This is a genomic window from Hymenobacter lapidiphilus (genome assembly GCF_013377885.1).
GTDB lineage: Bacteria > Bacteroidota > Bacteroidia > Cytophagales > Hymenobacteraceae > Hymenobacter > Hymenobacter lapidiphilus.
Window position 1 is genome coordinate 18,051 of sequence record NZ_JABKAU010000019.1, and the last position, 17,788, is coordinate 35,838.

Here is a 17,788-nt window from a genome sequence, read left to right on the forward strand (position 1 = left end):
GGCCCGCCCATCGCCAGCCGGCCTGTATGCCTGTCCGGCGGCGGCAGCGGGCCCTGCAAATTGCTTTTACAGCAAAGTGATGCGCTTTACCACCCGTCCCGCTGGCGTTTCGATTACCGCCAGATAGAGGCCGGCCCGACAGTGGGCCAGGGATATGGTCAGCTCATCAGCCGTAGCTGAGGCCACCGTTTCGGTCGCTATCAGACTACCGATGGAATCATAAATGCGCACCTGCCGGACTACAAACTCGGCCTGACGCCAGCTGATGATGACTTTATCGTGGGTGGGGTTGGGCGACACGGTAACCGCATCGTTCAGCGGCAGGGCACGCACGTTGAATAATTCCCCTGACTGCCCCCGGCCGCCAGCCCCGGCGGCCGTAACGGCACCCGTGCTGGCCCCGCGGGGCACCAGCACTTCGGCACTTGTGGCCGTAGTGCGCAAAACCCGCGCGGCAAGCCCCCCAAACAGGATGGTGTCGTTGAGCCCTTCCTCACCGAAGTTGCGCCCCGTGATGGTCACTGCGGTGCCAATGGGCCCCTGCGCCGGGCTGAAGCTGGTGATAACCGGGGCCGGAATCACGCCCAGGCTCGTTGCCGTAGTGGCCTGCCCACCGGGGGTCTGCACCCGAACCGGGCCGGATTGCGCGCCTGGCGGTACCCGCACCACCAGACTGGTAGCCGAAGCCTGCAGCACCTGGCCGGTTGGCCCACCCCCGAACGTCACTACGTTGCGCGACGCTGCTTCGGCGAAGTGCAAGCCCGTCAGTGCCACAGTGGCGCCGGTGCGCACCCGGCCTGGCTGACTGCTGCTGATGGCCGGTGGATACCAGACCATGAAGGGCGCACTGCTGACCACCTGCCCACCCAGCGTCCTGATACTTATGCGGCCGAGGGTGGCGCCCGCCGGCACTTCCACGCGCAGGCTGCTCGGACTTGCCGCGAGCACCCGGGCGGCCACGCCGTTAAAGGTCACGGTATCCTGGGCCGTGAAAGCCGAAAAGTGCGTCCCGGTCAACGTCACTTCAGTCCCCGGCTGCCCCTCGCCCGGTGCTACACTGGTAAGCGTAGGGGCCTGGAACACGGTGAAGCTCGGGCTGCGGGCCCCGCCGTCGGCCGTCGTCAGCGTTAGCGCGCCGGTGGTGGCGCCGGCCGGTACCCGCACCGTGAGGCGGGTGCTAGTGGCGCTTTCCACCGGGGCGGGTACGCCGTTGAAAACGACGTGGTTGCTGGCCGCAACGGGGGAGAACTTGCTTCCGGTGAGCGTTACCAACGTACCCTGGCGGCCCTGGGCCGGCGCCAGGGCCGTAATGCCGGGCGAGGCCAGCACATCCGGGTACTGCAGGGCAACGGCCGCCACCACGCTCGGCGGCATATCGTAGATGCGGTTGGTGGTCGTGTCAGTCCGGACGGCCTCGTTGTAGTCGAAGAAAATATCGGCGAAGTTGTCGATGCGGGTGCGGGCCGGCAAGGCGCCCTTGGGCCGGATGCTAAACTGCACAAAGCCATGGCTGCCCACCTCATTGCTGGCGCTGTCGGGCAGCATGATGCGGTCGAAGGTAAACGTGAGCACCGGGCGCTGCCGGCCGGAAACGCTCAGCCGGTACGGGTGCGATACTGCGCCCACCAGCAGCGTGCTCAGGTCCAAGTCGGCCGAGAGCGTATCGACAACCGCCACCTGGTAGGCCACGTCGTTGCCCGTATTCTGAAACCGGATCTGATACCGCAGGGCCTCGCCGGTGGGCGTATAGTGCTGCGCCGTGCGCCCAGTCGGTACCACCTGCTTATCGTTGGGGTCGTAGGAATCAAGAATGGGCTGGCAGTCTTCCGCAAATTCGGGCTGCGGGTCTGCGGGCGACATGGCCAGCATGGCCGGGTTAGGCAACGCGTTGGGCCGCAGCGCGGGCACTTCCACGGTGGCGCTGGCCAGCTGGCCAAAAGGGTGGCTGGCCGGCTGATCCACTTCTACGCGCACCACCGGGCTGGTAGCAGCCCAGCGTAGCACTAGGCTGTCGCCGGCCGCCAGGGCAATAGGGCGTACCAGCGAGAGCTGCGCATCCTGGAAAATACGCAGCCCCAGGCTGTCGGTGGTAGCCCCATCGCCCCGGTTGTGCACCACGAAACGCACCTGGCTGCCACCCGCTACCTGGCCCGCAACTGCCAGTGAGGCCCGGTTCCAGCTCGCTGGCGGGACGTACCCGTTAGCGGGACTGATCCAGGCGCGGGTACATACGGTAAGCCCGCGTATGGTCGGGTCGTCGCACCGCACCGAGTCCAGAATGGTGATGGTGCCACGCTGATTGGGCTGCAGCGCCCCCACCGCGAATACGTAGTTGCCCGCCGCATCCACGGTATGCGGCACGTCGGCCCGCACGAAAATAACTTCCGGGGGCAGCGCAACCGTCACCGTAGCAGTAGGGGAGGCCGCAAAGCCCGTGTTGGCGTAGCTGACGGCAGTGGTGTTGCGAAAGCAGCGCCGCCGCCGGTCCGAGGCCACGCTCACGCTCAGGTGCGGCGCGATGCTGACTTCGTTGCCAAAATCGGGACCCCTGACCGCGTTGCCGTACGAGCTGAGCGAAACGGTGGGCGGACCCGAACACTGCTGCCGCACCGTGCGGCCCGGCTGCAGGGCGGGCAGAATCTGCTGCACGAAATAGGTGCTCGTGTCCACGGCTAAGGTATAGTTGCCGTTGGCATCGGTCAGCCCGTAAATATCACCCGGTTCGGCCATCACCACCATGTCGGGCAGCGCCGGCTCGTTGGGCTGCTGCACGCAGTCACCGTTCAAATCCTGGAATATCTTGCCGCTGATCAGGTTCTCAGGCCGGCTGGTGGTGGGCACAAAAAACCGCAGCACATCATGCCCCCACCGGGCCGTAGTGAGCCGGGTGCCCCGCTGATTAACGGTGATAACCGGCGGGTTGCCTCCCACAACCAGCTTCGTCTGGCGGTTGCTGCCAGCCTCGTACATGGTGATGAAATTGTCCTTGCCAACGCTGGCGTACACGTTGCCGGCCCCGTCCACGGCCAGGCCCGCATCGTTGGCCGACAAGGAGGGGGAGCCCTGAAACGAAGGGGGGAATTGGGAAATAAACTCGCGCAGCAGCTGGCCATTGGGGCTGAACTTCTGGATCCGGGCGCCGGCCCCATCCGACACGTAAACATCTCCGCGATAATCGAGCACTATCCCGCGGGGGGCGTAGAACTGCCCCGGGCCGGGCCCACTGCCACTGCCACCCTTCCCAATCAGGTGCAGCAGCTGCCCCTGCGCATTGTACTTGCGCACCCCGCTATAGTAATCGAGCACGTACAGGTTGCCCCCCACATCTACGGCTAGGTCCGAAGGGTAGTAGCCATTGGAGTTGGTGCCTGGGTTGGGCAGGTCGACTTTCCCAACAAACTGCCCCTGCGGGTTGAATTTCTGAACGCGCGGGGGGTAGGTGAATCCTTCCAGCCCATACACGTTGCCAAACAGGTCGAGGGCGAAACTGGTGAGCAGGGAGAACTGTCCATCGCCTCTGCCGGGAACTCCGATAGTCGCTATTTGCTGCCCGGCGGGGTTGATTTTGACGATGCGCGTCTGTTTAAAGTCCATGTAATAGATGTTGCCGGCTTCATCCTGCCGCATCCGGTGGCCAAACACCATTTCGTTGCCCCACTTGGCCAGTTGCTTCCCGCTGGGGCTCAGCTTGCGAATTGAGCTCACGCTTTGCTCCCGGTCATAGGCATCGGCGAGGTACACGTTACCGGCCCCATCCACGGCCAGGGCCGCGTGCGCACCATTGAGTGAAATGCTGTCGGCGCCAAAGGCCCCTTGGTGCACTCCCTGGGCGTCGTATTGCTGAATGGCACGCTGCCGCGAGCTAACGACGTAGAGCTTGTTGGCCGCATCAATTGCCAGTCCCCACGTTTTGTCAAACGCGTCCTGGCCCGGGAAACGCAAGGACAGTGAAGTAAGCAGTTGCCCCGCGGCGCTGAGCCGGACGGCCGTGTAGTTGCTGTTGAGCACGTACACGCTGCCGTCGGGCGCGAGCTTGGTATCTATTGGCTGCACCAGAGCCTGCGCGCCAGCCGGGGCATACACCCACTGTACCTGACCGTTGGCCCCGATTTTCTGCAGGCGGTTGTTGCCAGTGTCCGCCACGTAGAGGTTGCCGGCCGCATCCACTGCCACGCCTCCCGGCTGCTGAAACTGTCCCGCAGCCGCGCCCGCGCCGCCAATTTGCGTGAGTGAATCTCCATTCGGGCTGTATTTGCGCACAAACGACTGCGCCTGATTTACCACGAAAATATTGTTCTGCCCATCCAGGGCGATAGTGCGATAATCCGGCGTCCGCGTGGCCGACCGGAGCGGAATGGTTTGCAGGTAACGCCCCGCGCCATCGAGCTGCACCAGCCCCACGCGGTCAAGCACGTGCACGACGCCGGTCGAGCTCACCTTAACGTCCTGGGGAAAGTCGAGCGGGGTGCCCAGCATCCGGTCAAGCCGAAAATCGCGCACCTGGGCCGAAGCCGATGTAATTATTGCCAGTAAGCAGAATAGCAGTAGCGGTAGCGGTTTTTTCATTCGTGACTTATGATAGCGAATAGCAGAAATGGAGGCGGGCCAAGCAACGTAAAGGCGAGCAGCCAAAGGCCGACTCTGCTGGCCGCGCGGCTAATGGGCTGACAAATTTAGAGTAATAGCCTTACCGGGCAAGCCCACCAAATTGCTGATGGACTGGAATACAGGCGCCTGCTGCCACAGCAGACGCAAGGCTCAGGGAAGTCCCGGTCGTGGCCGGCTTCAATGGCACTGGGGCAGTTGTCATACTGGTTGTACCTGGACTCCTCCACCGCACGAGCCGCTGCTTGACTGTGGCAGCTTGCTCTTCCTGCAGGCCGCTTGCTAATCTGGTAACCCACCCAGCGTAGCGATTATCGTTGCGGCGGTAGCTAATGAAGATATCGTACTCGCATCCAGAAGGTAAGAATGCTGTAACTAAAGAATAAAAAGATGGCCGGTGTATTGCTGATGCCGGATTTCGAATCAAACGGGTATTGCTCAGGAAAGCAGCCCTATCCCTGTAATTTGCTTTTTCTGCCCTTTGGCTTGGATTCGTTTAAATGGATAGGCCTTTGCAGTTGTCCTGTTGCCAGCTGTAGCCCACCCATTATAAGGCACGGCTTCGAATAGAAGCCGCTTTTCTCCCATGAAGCCTGAAATCAAAGGAAAGTGCTCATAAGGCCGTACCTATTCGAACGACCCGGTCTTCTGCCTGGAACTCTCTTTTATTCATCCTGATGTTAGCCATAACCGCGCAATTGATTCGTTACCTGAGCTTATCACCCGCACAGCAAAACAGCACGGTACTGCAGGCGCTGGTCAACGCCGTCTGGGCGGGCGGTAGCAGTGCAGACGCCCGGGCACTGCTCGCCAAGTACCTGCAACATCCCTTTGAGACTCGCTATGCTGAGCTATTGCCAATCTTTGCACGCTATGGCGACGCGAGCTTTGCGGAGGCAATTTTCGCCGTGTGCTGTCCCGGCGGCGAGCTGCAGTCCGAAGCGCCACCCGAAGTGTTGAGCCTCATCGCAAAACTGGGACACCCTGCCATCAAGCCGCTGCTGGTGCGTCATGCATTTGAGCCGTCTGACTATGCTGTCGCCAAGCACGCGGCCCTGGGCTTGCTGCACGTCGACTGCCGGGACCTGCAGCAGCCCATCCGCGCCGCCATCGAGGCCACCTACAACCAGAATCTGTTCTCCGAATATGTGCCCGCCCTGGTGTGCAAACTGGCTGAGCCGGCGCCAGTGCTGGCGCGGCTCTACCAATCAGGCACTGAATACTGTTCCACCGATTGTAACGCCGGCATTCTGCTGGGCTTGTCCTTGTGCGGGGCCGAAGGGGCCGCGTACTTCAGGCAGGCGCTGCTGAGTCCGGCCTGGGAAGCGCACTCAAGCGGCAGCGGCAGCCGCTGGTATGCCTACCAGGGCATGCTGAATCTGGGCCTGAGCTTTCGGGCGCTTTACGATGAGATCCGCCAGCTGAGCGCCCCCGAAGAACTGCGCTACGCGGTGGATGTGCTCCTGGTACTACTCAGCATAAAGGTCGGCCCTTACCAGTGCGCTCCGAACCCTGCCGAGCCGTTCCTGGACCTTTACCCGGCCCTGTTTGGCTGGCAAACGGCCACCGACCGCCACAACCTGCTCGACTTAGCGGAATTAGTGGGGCTGGAAGAGCAGGCCGACCAGGTGGAAACACTCATGGCACTGCGGCTCCATCAGGAAGTGCTGTTGACCAACTACCCCTGCTAGCTACTACCTTGTCTAAGCTGGTCGGTGACTTGCAGGTCTATTGGTTTGATGCCGGGCTGCCGATGTGGGAAGCAATCATGAGCCATGGCAGGGGCGGGATTCAGGCGCTGTAGCCTATTGCGCACCGGTTAAAGCTGGGCGCGCTTTACGACTGGTGGTGGAGTCGAATACAGCAACGGGGTTAGTAACGGGCCGGCGTCCAGTGAATAAGCTGCCCCTCGAAGGCGGGGCCGTAGTGGTCCTGAAACCAGTTCAGCAGCCTGTGTGCGTTGGCGAATCCATCGTGTTGGGCCAGCTGCTCTAACTCGGCCCCGAAGATGGGGCGTTCGTCGATAAACAGGCATTGGCCGCCAAGGATGCGCAGGTGCTGGGTACTGCTTACTGCCGCGTCGGGGCGAAACGTTCGGCCGGTGACATGGTCCTCGTTGAGGCAGAAGTGGATGAGCTGGCCGGCCTGCCAGCGGTGGCCCCGGCGGATGGTGTGAATCTTGGTGCCAGCCTGAATTGCGGGGACAAATGCGGAGTCGAAACCAAGGATCATAAGCGTATTACAGGTATTTGGGCAGTATGGCACTCGTCCCAGCAGCTCGCACCGCCCAGGTTAGGTAGCCCGCCGTCGTGATAAGCAGGGGCCGTTGTTGCTGGAGGCAGTGTGACTAGGCGGGCGTCTCAAAGCATGATGGTTCGAACAAACTGATAAATCTTTTGCAGCCTGCGAATGATAGCTTCATACCGTTATCTAAATGACCATGCCTGTAGCCTTAAGCAAGCAGGACGCGGCCCCGGTGGTTAGATTGGCTGATTCGTTAAACACTTGCAAAGCCTACTTCAGCAACTGTCAGTCATTATTTGGCCCCGTGCATGGCTTGGCAGTGGCTGCTTAAGCAAGCCCTCGATCTACCAGCCCGCAGGCGGAGTAGCGCAGCTTTACGCGCCCGTAATCAGGTGGTGGGGCCGGCTAGTTTAAAGCCGATGAGACCGGCAACAATCACTGCGCCGAAAAACACCTCGGCATAGGACCAGTCGGCTTTAAGCCACAGCACATCGACGAATTTGATAAAGACCAGCGACAAAGCCATCCAGACCGAAAAGGCCAGGGCAGTGGGGATAGTGCGCATGGCGATGCCCAACAGCACCGAAATAAGGACCAGGCACACCAGGTAAACAGCCCAGGGAATGAGCACGGGCAAACCCCCATCCAGCCGGTAGAAGGTCGACCAGCGCAGGGTTCGCAAGGCGGCCGTATCGATGTACTTGAGCGAATACGTCCAGGCCATTTCCCCAATGGCGGCGCCCAGCAGGCATAGCCAAGCAAAAATTGTGTGCTTCATAATGCCTTGTTGATAGAGAGTTTTTTTGAGAAAGCGCGAATGTACACGATAAGCGGAGATGGTCTATACAATGGCAGACGGCAGAACTATGCGTCCTGCTTCTATCCACCTTGTCTAGTCCATCTCAGTTGCAGCAACAACAGGCCGCCGACCAAATACACCGTATCCCCTAACGGGCAGGGCAGTAATTCACCTAGCGGGCAGGGGAGAGCAGCAATTAAAGAGGCCTGCCTGCGAGTGTTTCCACAGACTCCCCGTAAGGCTTGATTGCTACCAGTAGGGGGTGTTGTAACAAGCCAATGTTATAGTGTATTCGCAATTCGCAAATCAAGAATCATGCGTAAATTCAATGGGCTTCGGCCGCAGGATATCGTTGTGCTGCTGAAGCTGGTGGCCAGCGGTAGCCAGTGGGTCTGGCTAGGCAAAGAGTTAGACAGTGAGCTATTGCTAAGTGCTTCCGAAGTATCGGAAGCACTGGCCCGGTGTCGCTATAGCCGCCTTTTAGCCCCGGAACCCGGTGCCCATCAGCTACGCGCGCGGGCAGTGCTGGAGTTTCTATTGCATAGTTTGCCCTACGTATTCGCCGTGCGCTGGTAGATGCCCTGCGGCTAGGCCGGCCCCGCGAACGGCGAGTAGCAGCGCAACTAATGGAAGCAGCCATTACCGGTAATAACCACTCATCGCATGCCAGCTGAATCACACAACTTGCCCCGACTCATGGCCGTAGCCCCCGCGCTTGGTGCCCTGTGCGAGCGAGTCGTTTTCGTTGGCGGAGCCACGGTGAACTTGTACCGCACCAGCGCCGCTGGCTTGGGTACTCATCGGCGGGCTGCTGCTCTCGCGCATCGTGACGCCGGTGCTGTATAAGCTGTTTCCGCCCGATATTAAGCTGCTGGCCGAAGCCCGGCCGGCCTTGGCGGCGGCATAATGTTGTCTTTAACCAGGAAGCTATTTTTACGCTCATGAATACCGCCTCTGCTGAACCCACTATCGTGTTTATTACGGGTGCCGTCGTCACGTCGGCCTGCTGGAACAACTGGAAGACGTTTTTCGAGGGCGAGGGCTACACTTGCTACGCTCCTGCCTGGCCTCACAAAGAAGCCCCGGCAGCGGAGCTGCGCCGCCAGCACCCGCACTCACCCATCGCCCAAAACGGTTTGGCCGACGTGTTGCAGGTATACACCGATTTTATCGCGCAGCTGCCCGCCAAGCCCATCGTCATCGGGCACTCCTTCGGCGGGCTTATCGTGCAGCTGCTGCTCCAGCAGAATGCCGTGGTAGCGGGCGTTGCCATCGAGTCGGCCCCACCGCTGGGTGTAGTGGTGGCCAACTGGTCGCTTTTTCGGTCGGCACTGCCCATGCTGGGGCTGTTTTCGTCGCTTAAAACCACGTTTCTGCCCACTTTCGCCCAGTGGCAGTACGCCATTGCCAACGGCCTGCCGCTGGCCGACCAGCAGAAGTATTACGACCAACTGGCCGCACCGGAGTCGAAAAAACTGGTTCGCGGTGCCCTCAGCCTTGGTGCCCGCGTCGATTTTCGCCGGCCGCACGCGCCGCTGTTGTTTCTGGCCGGCGGGGCAGACCGCATCATGCCCGCCGCGCTCAATCGCGCCAACCACCGCCGCTACCGGCACGCGGCGTCCGTGACGGACTACCACGAGCTGCCCGGCCGCTGCCACGCCATGCTGGGCCAGGCCACCTGGCGCGCCGACGCCGGGTGGGTGCGCGACTGGCTGATGGCGCTGCCGTAATTCCGGCCGCTCAGTCATTGCACCCGTTTCGCGCTTGCGCGGCGCCCGATTGCCCATCTTTTGTCAATTCCCACCATGACGCCGTTCCCTTACACTGAAGACGAAACGACCAGATTTCTGCGGCGCGAAGTACCCGCGCTGCTCGCCGGCCTCGCCTCTGCACAGGTGCCCACCTGGGGCCAACTGACGCCGCAGCATATGGTGGAGCACCTGGCCGGGGCTATGCGCCTCTCGATGGGCCGCTACAACTTGCCTGCGCCCCCTGCCAGCCCGGCCCTCGACCTGATGCAGACCCGGTTGCAGGCCAACGCCCCGTTTCCGCCCGGCGTGCGCAACCCCCGCATGGCCGCTACGCCGGGGCCGTTGCGCCACGCCTCACTGACGGCTGCCACGACCGAATTGCTCCTGACCATAGATGAGTTCTTCGACCACTACGCCCGGCAGCCCGCCGCCACGGCCGTGCACCCCATGTTCGGCCCGCTGGACTTTGGGCAGTGGCGAGTGTTTCATTTCAAGCATTTCAGCCACCATTTCTTTCAGTTCGGGCTGCTGCCCACCAACTTGTTGCCCCGGCCGGCGGGGTAAGGTGTTGCGCCGAGCCATGCTGTAGCCCTACTTCAATTATTGGGTTTGCTGACTTCTGCTTAAGTTCCTACAAACACCCACCGAGTACCGCAATCCGTGGGTAAGCTTCCCCACCGCCCAGGAAGGCGCCAAACTGCTTGTCGGGGATTGTAGGTGGGGAATTGCGCTACGCTGCTGCTGGCGGTATTCAGTACGGCCGGGGTAGTTCTTTTAGAGATTGGGGGCGCGGACCACTGAAAATCGGGTGGTGGAAGGTGTCGGGCTTGTGCAGCAGGTGGAGCAGTTGTTGCTGCTCGGCCTTGGTCAGGTCGCCCGTCACCAGCAGCTCCTGCGCGTAAGTCAAGCGCTGGCGGGTGATGTAACCGGGCAGACTTTCGCCGTCGGGCAACTGCGCAAACAGGCGGTGCAGCTGGCGCCCACTCAGGACTACCGCCTGCACCAGCAGCGGCATAAAGTCACGGTGCGGTATGGCCTCAGGACGGCACAGCAACTCAACCACCGTTCGCTTTACCTGCGCCGCCCGTGCGTACTGCGGGTCTTCCAGCAAGTCGAACCCCGCCTGGGCCAGCACCTTCTGAATGCGCCGCCATTCCAACTCAGGGGCCGGTTGAGGACCGTAGCGGCTCCCAGGCGTACATCCTGAACTGCTAGGCCCAGCTTTTCCAGCGCCTGCCGCACCACCCGGATACCGCGCGGGCACACTATGTGCTTGATGTAGAGCACGCAGCCGGCTTCGTCGAGGGAATGCTTAAAGGGAAAGGACACAGCGGGTCAACTCAGGTAGTTGACGGGACTGGGTTCTGGTCGGCCGGGGGCGTGAAAGGCGGCGCGTCAAGCTCCTGCGGATGGTCGTCGAGGCCCACCTCCTGATGAGATGCGAAGTATTGAGCCAGCGCCTTTTCGCCCACCAGCCAGAACACCACCGGCGTTACGATGATGTCGAGGAAGGTGGAGGACAGCAGGCCGCCGAGGATGACGGTGGCCACCGGATAGAGGATTTCCTTGCCCGGCGCGTCCTTGGCCAGCGTGAGCGGCACCAGGGCCAGCGCCGCCACCAAGGCCGTCATGAGCACCGGCACGAGGCGTTCGAGCGAGCCGCGGATAATCATGGGCATACCAAACTGCTCGCCCTCGTGCTCCACGAGGTGGATGTAGTGCGAAATCATCATGATGCCGTTGCGCGAGGCAATGCCGGTGAGCGTGATGAAGCCCACCAGCGAGGCAATGCTGAACGTGCCGCCCGTGAGCAGCACCGCCACCACCGAGCCGATGAGCGCCAGCGGAATGTTGAGCATAATCTGCCCCACCATCAGCGAGGATTTGAAGTGCGAGAACAGCACCAGGAAGATGCCGGCCAGCGAAAACAGGCTCAGCCACAGTATCTTCTGCGAGGCCGACTGCTGGCTCTCGAACTGCCCGCCGTAGGTGAGGTAGTAGCCCGGCGGCAGCTTCACCTGCTGGCTCACTTTGGCCTGAATCTCCTGCACCGTGGAGCCTAGGTCGCGCTCGGCCACGTTGAGCGAGATGGTGATGCGGCGCTGGGTGTTTTCGTGGTTGATGGTGTTGGGCCCCGGCTCGTAAGTTATTTCCGCTACCTGGCTCACGGGTATTAAAGCACCGCTGGGGGTTTCGATGCGGGTCTGGCTGATGGCGGCCATGTCGTTGCGCTGCTCCTCGGGCAGTTTCACCACCAGGTCGAAGCGCTTCTGGCCGTCGACCATCTGCGAGACCACGGTTCCCTGAAACAGCGTTTCCAGGTCGCGCACCAGCTCGCCGCGGCCCATGCCGTAGGCGCGCAGCGCGTCGTCTTTGGGCCGAATCAGCAGCTGCGGAATCTGCACCTGCTTTTCGACCTGCAAATCCACCACGCCGGGCACGGTACTGGCGGCGTCGCGCACTTCGTTGGCATAGCGGCGCAGCTCCAGCAGGTCGTTGCCGAACACCTTGATGGCCACCTGGGCCCGCACCCCGCTCAGCAGGTGGTCGAGGCGGTGGGAAATGGGCTGGCCGATGTTCACGTTCACGCCGGTTATCAGGCTGAGCTTGTCGCGCATGTCAGCCAGAATTTCGTCGCGGCTGCGCATGGTTTTGCCCTCCTTCTCCAGCTCGGCTTCGGTCTTGAAGGCCACCTCGATTTCCGAATTGTTCACCGATTCGGCGTGCTCATCGAGCTCGGCGCGGCCGGTGCGGCGGGCCGTGTAGGCCACTTCCGGAATCTTAAGCATCTGCTGCTCGCCCAGCGTGCCCAGCCGGTTGCTTTCGGTGAGCGAGGTGCCGGCCGGCGCCGAGAAGTTCACCGTCAGCGAGCCTTCGTTGAAGGGAGGCAGAAACTCGGTGCCGAAGAAAGGCACCATGGCCACGGCCATCATAAAGAGCAGGGCCGCAGAGGTGAGCACCAGCTTGGGGTGCCGCATGCCCCAGCCCAGCAGCCGGGTGTCTTTCTTCTTAAGCCAGCGCACCAGGCCGCCGTCGGTTTCGGGGTGGTCCATCTGCTTCATGCCGGGCAGCAGGTAATAGCAGAGCACCGGCGTGACGGTAAGCGAAACGAACAGCGAGGCCACGATGCTCGTGATGTAGGCAATGCCCAGCGGCGCGAAAATGCGGCCTTCCATGCCTTCCAGCGCAAATAGCGGCAGAAACACCAGCACTACAATAATGGTGGCGTACACGATGGAGTTGCGCACCTCCGACGAGGCCGAGTACACGACGCGCAGCACCGGTTGCGGGTCGGGCCGCTGCTTGTTTTCGCGCAGGCGCCGGTACACGTTTTCCACGTCCACGATGGCATCGTCGACCAGCTCACCGATGGCAATGGCCAGTCCGCCCAGCGTCATGGTGTTGATACTGATGCCGGCCGCCTTAAATACCAGCGCTGTAACTAGCAGCGAGAGCGGAATGGCCACCAGCGAAATAAAGGTGGTCCGCACGTTCAGCAGGAAGGCAAACAGCACGATGACCACCAGAATGGCCCCGTCGCGCAACGCCTCTTCCACGTTGGAAATCGACGACTCGATGAACTCCGACTGCTTGAACAGGCGCGTGTTCACCTTCACGTCGGGGGGCAGCGAGGGCTGCAGCTCTACCAGCGCCTTCTCCACGGCTTCGGTCAACCCCACGGTAGCGGCTCCGGGCTGCTTCTCGATGCTCAGAATCACGGCGGGCTGGCCATTTACGCTGCCGTCGCCGCGCTTGAAGCGGGCCCCGAACTTTACGTTGGCCACATCAGCCACGCGGATGGGCGACTGCGCACGGTAGCCCACCACGATGTTCTCAATGTCTTCGACCGAGCGCAGCCGGCCCAGGTTACGGATGAGGACTTCCGAGCCGTTGCGGTCGAAGAAGTTGCCGGTGGTATTCAGGTTCGACTGGCGCAGCGCCTCTTCCACCTGGTTGGCCGTCAGGCCGGTGGCGTTCAGGCGGGGCATATCCAGCAGCACCTGATACTGCAGGTTGTCGCCGCCGATGGGGATAACCTGGGCTATGCCGGGGATGCTGAGCAGGCGCTGGCGCACGGTGTAGTTGGCCAGCGTGCGCAAATCGGCGGCGTTGGTTTTTGCTGAGCTGTTGGCTGCTAGCTGTTGGCTGTTAGCTTCCGTACCTTTATCAACTGTTGACTGCGCACTATCAACTGAGGACAGCCCCACCAGCATTATCTGGCCCATCACCGACGAAATAGGCCCCAACACGGGCGTGATGCCCTGCGGTAGCTGTTCGCCCGTGGTTTGCAGCTTCTCGCTCACAATCTGGCGGGCCGTAAAAATGTCGGTGCCATAATCGAACTCCACGAACACCATGCCCAGCCCAATGGCCGAGTTCGAGCGCACCGCCGACACGCCGGTGGCCCCGTTCAGGGCCGTTTCCACGGGCAGCGTCACCAGGGCCTCCACTTCCTCGGGGGCCATGCCGGGCGCCTCCAGGAACACCGTTACCCGGGGGCGGTCCAGGTCGGGCAGTACGTCCACGGGCAGCTGGTTGGCCGTGTAGGTACCGGCAATGATAAGGGCCAGGGCAAAAGCCAGCATGAGCAGGCGGTTTTGCAGGGCAAAGCGGATTATCTTGTCAAGCATCTTTTTTGAGCTGTTAGCTTTTAGCTGATAGCTATTAGCTTTTTTTCGGAGGCGTTGGGAAAAGCTGACAGCTAATAGCCATCAGCTAATAGCTCATAAAAGCTACTGGTTGAGGTAGATGGATTTGAGCTGGTAGGTGCCGGCCGTCACCACTCGGTCGTTCTCGTTCACTTCACCCTGCACCAGCACGGTTTGCTGGCCGTTCACGGCCCCCGGCTGCACGTAGCGAATCTTGAACCGCTCGGGGTTGGTGTGCACGAACACCACCGGCTTGCCGTTGAGGTCGGTGATGGCCGAAGTGGGTACCACCAGCTGCGGTTTGCCGCCGCCGGTCTGGCCCACCACCTGTACGTTCACGGCCTGGCCGGCCCGGTAGGCACTACCGTCCGTGGCATCAAGCTCCAGCACCAGCTGCCGGGCCTGATTCACGGGGTTCACCACGTTGCTGAATACCACCAGCCGGGCCGGTACGCCCGCCTGGCCCTGCAGGCCCTCCACCCGGAATGCGGCTCCCGGCGTCACCTTGGCCAAATCCTGGGCAAATACCTGGGCCTCCACGCGCAGCTTGCCGGGGTTGATGACCCGGAACAGCTCGTCGCCCTGACTGACCTGCTGACCCACGGCGAGGTTGAACACATCCACGGTGCCGCTTACCGGCGAGGTGATGCTGACGCGGCGCTGGCCCGCCTGACTGTTCTGAATACCGGCGTTCTGCCGGGCCTGGCGCAGGCGCAGTTCGGCAGCCACCACGTCTTTGCGGGCGGCAATGTCGGCAATGGTTTTCAGGCGGGCGTAGTCCTGCTGGGCCGCGCGCAACTCGGCCTGGGCGTTGGCCCGCTCGGTGCTGAGGCCAATTTGCTGGGTGGCGTCCAGCGTCTGCTCGATGACGGCCAGCACCTGGCCGGCCCGCACGGTTTTGCCCACCTGCGCGGCCAAACTCACGATGCGCCCGCTTTGCGGCACCACCACGCGGCCCTCGCCGCCCGCCGCCGCCGATACCGTGCCGTAGAGCGTAGCCCGGCTGTAGGTAGTGGAGTAGGCGGCTAGGTTGGTTTGCACCTGAAACAGGAACTGGCTTTCCTTGGGCAGCAGCACCTCATCGGTCAGGGCCACGCCGGTGCTGGCCTTAGCCTCGCCGCCGTGGTCTTCGCCGCCGTGGGCCTGCACCAGGCCCGGGGGCGGCAGCAGCACGGTCAGCACCAGGCCGGCCGCGGCCGTAACGGCCAGAAATTTATGCTTGGTTTTCATACACGGCAGGATTGGAGGTGGAAACAGGGGCGGTAGGGCGTCGGCGGCGCAGGAGCAAAACCGTGAGGCCGATGCCGAGCACGAAGGCCCCGATTAATGCCAGAACGGTTTTCCAGGAGGAAAAAAGCGAGGCAGCAGCCTCCGGAGCCGATGCGGTTACGGGCAGCTTCTCGCCCACCTTAATGCCTTCAAGCAGGAGCAAATCGGCTTTGTCGCCGGCCACGATGTTGACCGTTAAACTGTAGGCCTTGTTGGCCGGAAACTGGCCTTCCACCAGGTAGATGCCCGGCTCCTGCTCCGTTACGGCCCACTTCAGGCTGGCGTCTTCCGGCGTAGTGAGCGTGAGTTTGGCCCCCTTGATGGGCACGTTGGTCGCGTAATCGGAGAGAAACAGGCGCAGGTCGGCGGGTTGGCCGCCTTCCAGCGGCTCGTAGCGCAGCAGCACCTCGAACTGCTCCGACAGCGCCGCCACCGAAAAGGACGTGGCCCCGGCCGGAGTGCCGGCCTTGGGGCCGTCGCCGTGGTCTTCGCCCCCGTGGGCGCGGGCCGTCCCGCTCAGCAGCAGGCCCAGCAGCAAAATCAGGAGTTGTTTCATGTTATTCACCCCGCAGGTAGTTAAGTTCGATGAGGGCCTGACGATAGTCGCGGATGGTAGTCAGGTAGGTATTTTGAATGGTGAAAGCCTGGTTGAGGCTCTGAATCAGGACCAGATAGCTGATTTCGCCGGCCCGAAACAGGCGCTGCGACTGGCTGATAATAGCCCCCGACTGCGGCACACCGGTCTGCTCGTAGTAGCCCAGCGAGGCCGAAAACTTGCGCGTATCGGCCAGCGCCTGCTCGTAGAGGCTGCTCAGCTCCAGGCGCTGGGCCTGCAGCTGGTAGCCGGCCGCCTCGCCGCGGGCCGTGGCCGCCTGTAGCTGCGAGCGGTAGGTCCAGAACCACACGGGCACCGACACGCCGAACTGAAAGCGGTACTTAAGAGCCGAGTTCTCAAAAGCCTGATTCTGATACCCTACCGTGAGGGCCGGCGTGCGCCGGGCCCGCACCAGACTGATGCCCGACTGGCTCAGGGCCACGTTCTGGGTGGCGGCCGCCAGCGTGGGGCTGCGCACCAGGGCCGTGCTGTCTTCAGCGGGCAGACCGCTGAGCAGCGCCCCACCCGTTTGCACTAGTTCCGGGCCACTGCGGCGCAGGTCGGTGCTGGTGGTGAAAGCGGCCGTGGGCTGGCCCAGTAGCAAGCCCAGGCGGCGCTGTGCGGCGCGTAAATCGGCGGTGGCCTGCTGCAGCTGCACGGCTACCAGCCGGGCTTCGGCCTCGGTGCTGATGCGCTGCAGCGACGTGATTTCCCCGGCCGCATACAGCCGCTCGGTGGCCACCCGCAGGGCCTGATACAGGCTGTCCTGGTAGGCGAGCTGCCGGACCTGGGCCTCGGCAAACTGCAGGCTCAGGTAAGCCAGCCGGGTATCGCGCAGCACCGTGGCCCGGCTCACCTCGCGGTTGCGCTCGGCCAGACTGATGCCTGCCTCCGCCACCTGGCGCTGGCGCCGGTACACGTTCGGAAAGTCAATGGTCTGCACCACGCCCGGGGCCCACCGCTCGCCCGTGGGGGCCGAGAACAGCAGGTCCGGGTTGGCCAGCGAGAATGCCCCCCGCTTCAGGGCCCGCTGCTCCTCCACCTCGCGGTCGGACTGCCGCAGCCGCGGGTGGCGGCGCAGGCTCCGAGCTTCGGCGCTATCGAGGCCGATGACGGTTTGAGCCTGGGCAGCTTCTCGGCCTGGCCCCAGCAGCAGCAGTAAGACCAGCACCAACAGCCAACGGGCCCCGCGTTTTAATTCAAAATACGTCATACAATCACATTAAGACCAGCCGGTGGGCCGCCCGCCGTTGCAGCAGCCGACGGCCCGAGGCGGAGAAGGCCCGGACGCCGGGCATCCGGAAACCGGCGCTGCCAATTACTTTTTCACGAGGGCCATGCCGCACTTCGGGCACGCGCCGGGCTTGTCGCTGGCGCTGCCTTCACACTGCATGGGGCACTGGTAAGCGGCACTCACGGCTTTGCCGGTTTTAGCCGCCGCGTCGAGCTTTTCAAACCGGGCCGAGAGCGACTTGCCCTTGGCTTTGAGGCTGACAATGGCCGTGCGAACGGTGATGCCGGCCGGAACCTGCGCCACTAGGTGGTCGCCGACAGGCGTGAGGGCCACGGTACTGGTTTTACCGGCCGTGGTCAGCAGCATCACGGTGCCGGTGGTGGCTGTGGGGGCCATGGTGGCTTCGTTGGCGTCGAGCAGGTACACGTGTACTTCGCCGGCCTGCTGCACCAGCTCCAGGTGGTAGGCGCCGGCCGTCCGGACTACGCCCCCGTGGGGCGACTGGTGAGCATGGGTTTCGCCGGCCGCTTTATGGCCGTGGGCGGCGGTGCCGGGCTTATGGCTGTGCTGAGCCTGGGCCGAGCAAGAAGCAGTGGCCACGATAGCGGCGGCGATGAGCAGGATTTGGGAAACCTTCATGGG

General features: G+C 62.5%; 12 protein-coding genes. 3 read left to right on the forward strand and 9 right to left on the reverse strand.

Features of this window, described 5'->3' with window-relative positions; genetic code table 11:
* Positions 1-66: 66 nt before the first annotated feature.
* Complete coding sequence (locus tag HW554_RS11470; RefSeq protein ID WP_176908728.1) at positions 67-4,566, reverse strand: DUF7619 domain-containing protein; 4,500 nt, start codon at positions 4,564-4,566, stop codon at positions 67-69.
* 716 nt (positions 4,567-5,282) lie between these two features.
* On the opposite strand from HW554_RS11470, the gene HW554_RS11475 reads away from it, so the two are divergent.
* Positions 5,283-6,296: a hypothetical protein gene (locus HW554_RS11475; RefSeq protein WP_176908729.1), complete on the forward strand. Its 1,014-nt coding sequence runs from the start codon at positions 5,283-5,285 to the stop codon at positions 6,294-6,296.
* Positions 6,297-6,477: 181 nt separating this feature from the next.
* Here the strand turns inward: HW554_RS11475 and HW554_RS11480 are convergent, their stop codons facing one another.
* Together HW554_RS11480 and HW554_RS11485 are read right to left on the reverse strand one after the other, a co-directional pair.
* Positions 6,478-6,837 (reverse strand): hypothetical protein, encoded by a 360-nt coding sequence (locus tag HW554_RS11480; protein WP_176908730.1) that lies wholly within the window; start codon positions 6,835-6,837, stop codon positions 6,478-6,480.
* Positions 6,838-7,237: 400 nt separating this feature from the next.
* Positions 7,238-7,627 carry a DMT family transporter gene (locus HW554_RS11485; protein WP_176908731.1) on the reverse strand — a complete coding sequence of 130 codons (390 nt, stop codon included), beginning with the start codon at positions 7,625-7,627 and terminating at the stop codon, positions 7,238-7,240.
* Between the two features lie 962 nt (positions 7,628-8,589).
* On the opposite strand from HW554_RS11485, the gene HW554_RS11490 reads away from it, so the two are divergent.
* Together HW554_RS11490 and HW554_RS11495 are read left to right on the forward strand one after the other, a co-directional pair.
* Positions 8,590-9,378 (forward strand): alpha/beta hydrolase, encoded by a 789-nt coding sequence (locus HW554_RS11490; RefSeq protein WP_176908732.1) that lies wholly within the window; start codon positions 8,590-8,592, stop codon positions 9,376-9,378.
* A gap of 75 nt (positions 9,379-9,453) precedes the next feature.
* The gene (locus HW554_RS11495; RefSeq protein WP_176908733.1) at positions 9,454-9,963 is read left to right on the forward strand and encodes a DUF1569 domain-containing protein; all 510 of its coding nucleotides are present in this window, start codon (positions 9,454-9,456) and stop codon (positions 9,961-9,963) included.
* A gap of 187 nt (positions 9,964-10,150) precedes the next feature.
* Here the strand turns inward: HW554_RS11495 and HW554_RS11500 are convergent, their stop codons facing one another.
* The 6 genes from HW554_RS11500 to HW554_RS11525 all read right to left on the reverse strand — a co-directional run bounded on the left by HW554_RS11500 (position 10,151) and on the right by HW554_RS11525 (position 17,785).
* The gene (locus HW554_RS11500) at positions 10,151-10,558 is read right to left on the reverse strand and encodes a helix-turn-helix transcriptional regulator (protein ID WP_176908734.1); all 408 of its coding nucleotides are present in this window, start codon (positions 10,556-10,558) and stop codon (positions 10,151-10,153) included.
* Positions 10,559-10,739: 181 nt separating this feature from the next.
* Entirely contained in the window at positions 10,740-14,030 is a 3,291-nt protein-coding gene (locus HW554_RS11505) for an efflux RND transporter permease subunit (RefSeq protein ID WP_176908735.1), read from the reverse strand.
* Between the two features lie 102 nt (positions 14,031-14,132).
* The gene (locus HW554_RS11510) at positions 14,133-15,278 is read right to left on the reverse strand and encodes an efflux RND transporter periplasmic adaptor subunit (protein ID WP_176908736.1); all 1,146 of its coding nucleotides are present in this window, start codon (positions 15,276-15,278) and stop codon (positions 14,133-14,135) included.
* Positions 15,262-15,873, reverse strand: coding sequence for a hypothetical protein (locus HW554_RS11515; RefSeq protein WP_176908737.1), 612 nt, complete (start codon positions 15,871-15,873; stop codon positions 15,262-15,264). Before HW554_RS11515 ends, HW554_RS11510 begins: the two co-directional genes overlap by 17 nt.
* Before the next feature lies 1 nt (position 15,874).
* Entirely contained in the window at positions 15,875-17,125 is a 1,251-nt protein-coding gene (locus tag HW554_RS11520) for a TolC family protein (RefSeq protein ID WP_176908738.1), read from the reverse strand.
* A gap of 105 nt (positions 17,126-17,230) precedes the next feature.
* Complete coding sequence (locus HW554_RS11525) at positions 17,231-17,785, reverse strand: heavy metal-binding domain-containing protein (RefSeq protein WP_176908739.1); 555 nt, start codon at positions 17,783-17,785, stop codon at positions 17,231-17,233.
* Between the last annotated feature and the right edge of the window lie 3 nt (positions 17,786-17,788).

Coding starts and splice junctions, on each gene's coding strand:
- HW554_RS11470 (WP_176908728.1), bottom strand. CDS start 4,566: ATGAAAAAACCGCTACCGCTACTGCTATTCTGCTTACTGGCAATAATT.
- HW554_RS11475 (WP_176908729.1), top strand. CDS start 5,283: ATGTTAGCCATAACCGCGCAATTGATTCGTTACCTGAGCTTATCACCC.
- HW554_RS11480 (WP_176908730.1), bottom strand. CDS start 6,837: ATGATCCTTGGTTTCGACTCCGCATTTGTCCCCGCAATTCAGGCTGGC.
- HW554_RS11485 (WP_176908731.1), bottom strand. CDS start 7,627: ATGAAGCACACAATTTTTGCTTGGCTATGCCTGCTGGGCGCCGCCATT.
- HW554_RS11490 (WP_176908732.1), top strand. CDS start 8,590: ATGAATACCGCCTCTGCTGAACCCACTATCGTGTTTATTACGGGTGCC.
- HW554_RS11495 (WP_176908733.1), top strand. CDS start 9,454: ATGACGCCGTTCCCTTACACTGAAGACGAAACGACCAGATTTCTGCGG.
- HW554_RS11505 (WP_176908735.1), bottom strand. CDS start 14,030: ATGCTTGACAAGATAATCCGCTTTGCCCTGCAAAACCGCCTGCTCATG.
- HW554_RS11510 (WP_176908736.1), bottom strand. CDS start 15,278: ATGAAAACCAAGCATAAATTTCTGGCCGTTACGGCCGCGGCCGGCCTG.
- HW554_RS11515 (WP_176908737.1), bottom strand. CDS start 15,873: ATGAAACAACTCCTGATTTTGCTGCTGGGCCTGCTGCTGAGCGGGACG.
- HW554_RS11520 (WP_176908738.1), bottom strand. CDS start 17,125: ATGACGTATTTTGAATTAAAACGCGGGGCCCGTTGGCTGTTGGTGCTG.
- HW554_RS11525 (WP_176908739.1), bottom strand. CDS start 17,785: ATGAAGGTTTCCCAAATCCTGCTCATCGCCGCCGCTATCGTGGCCACT.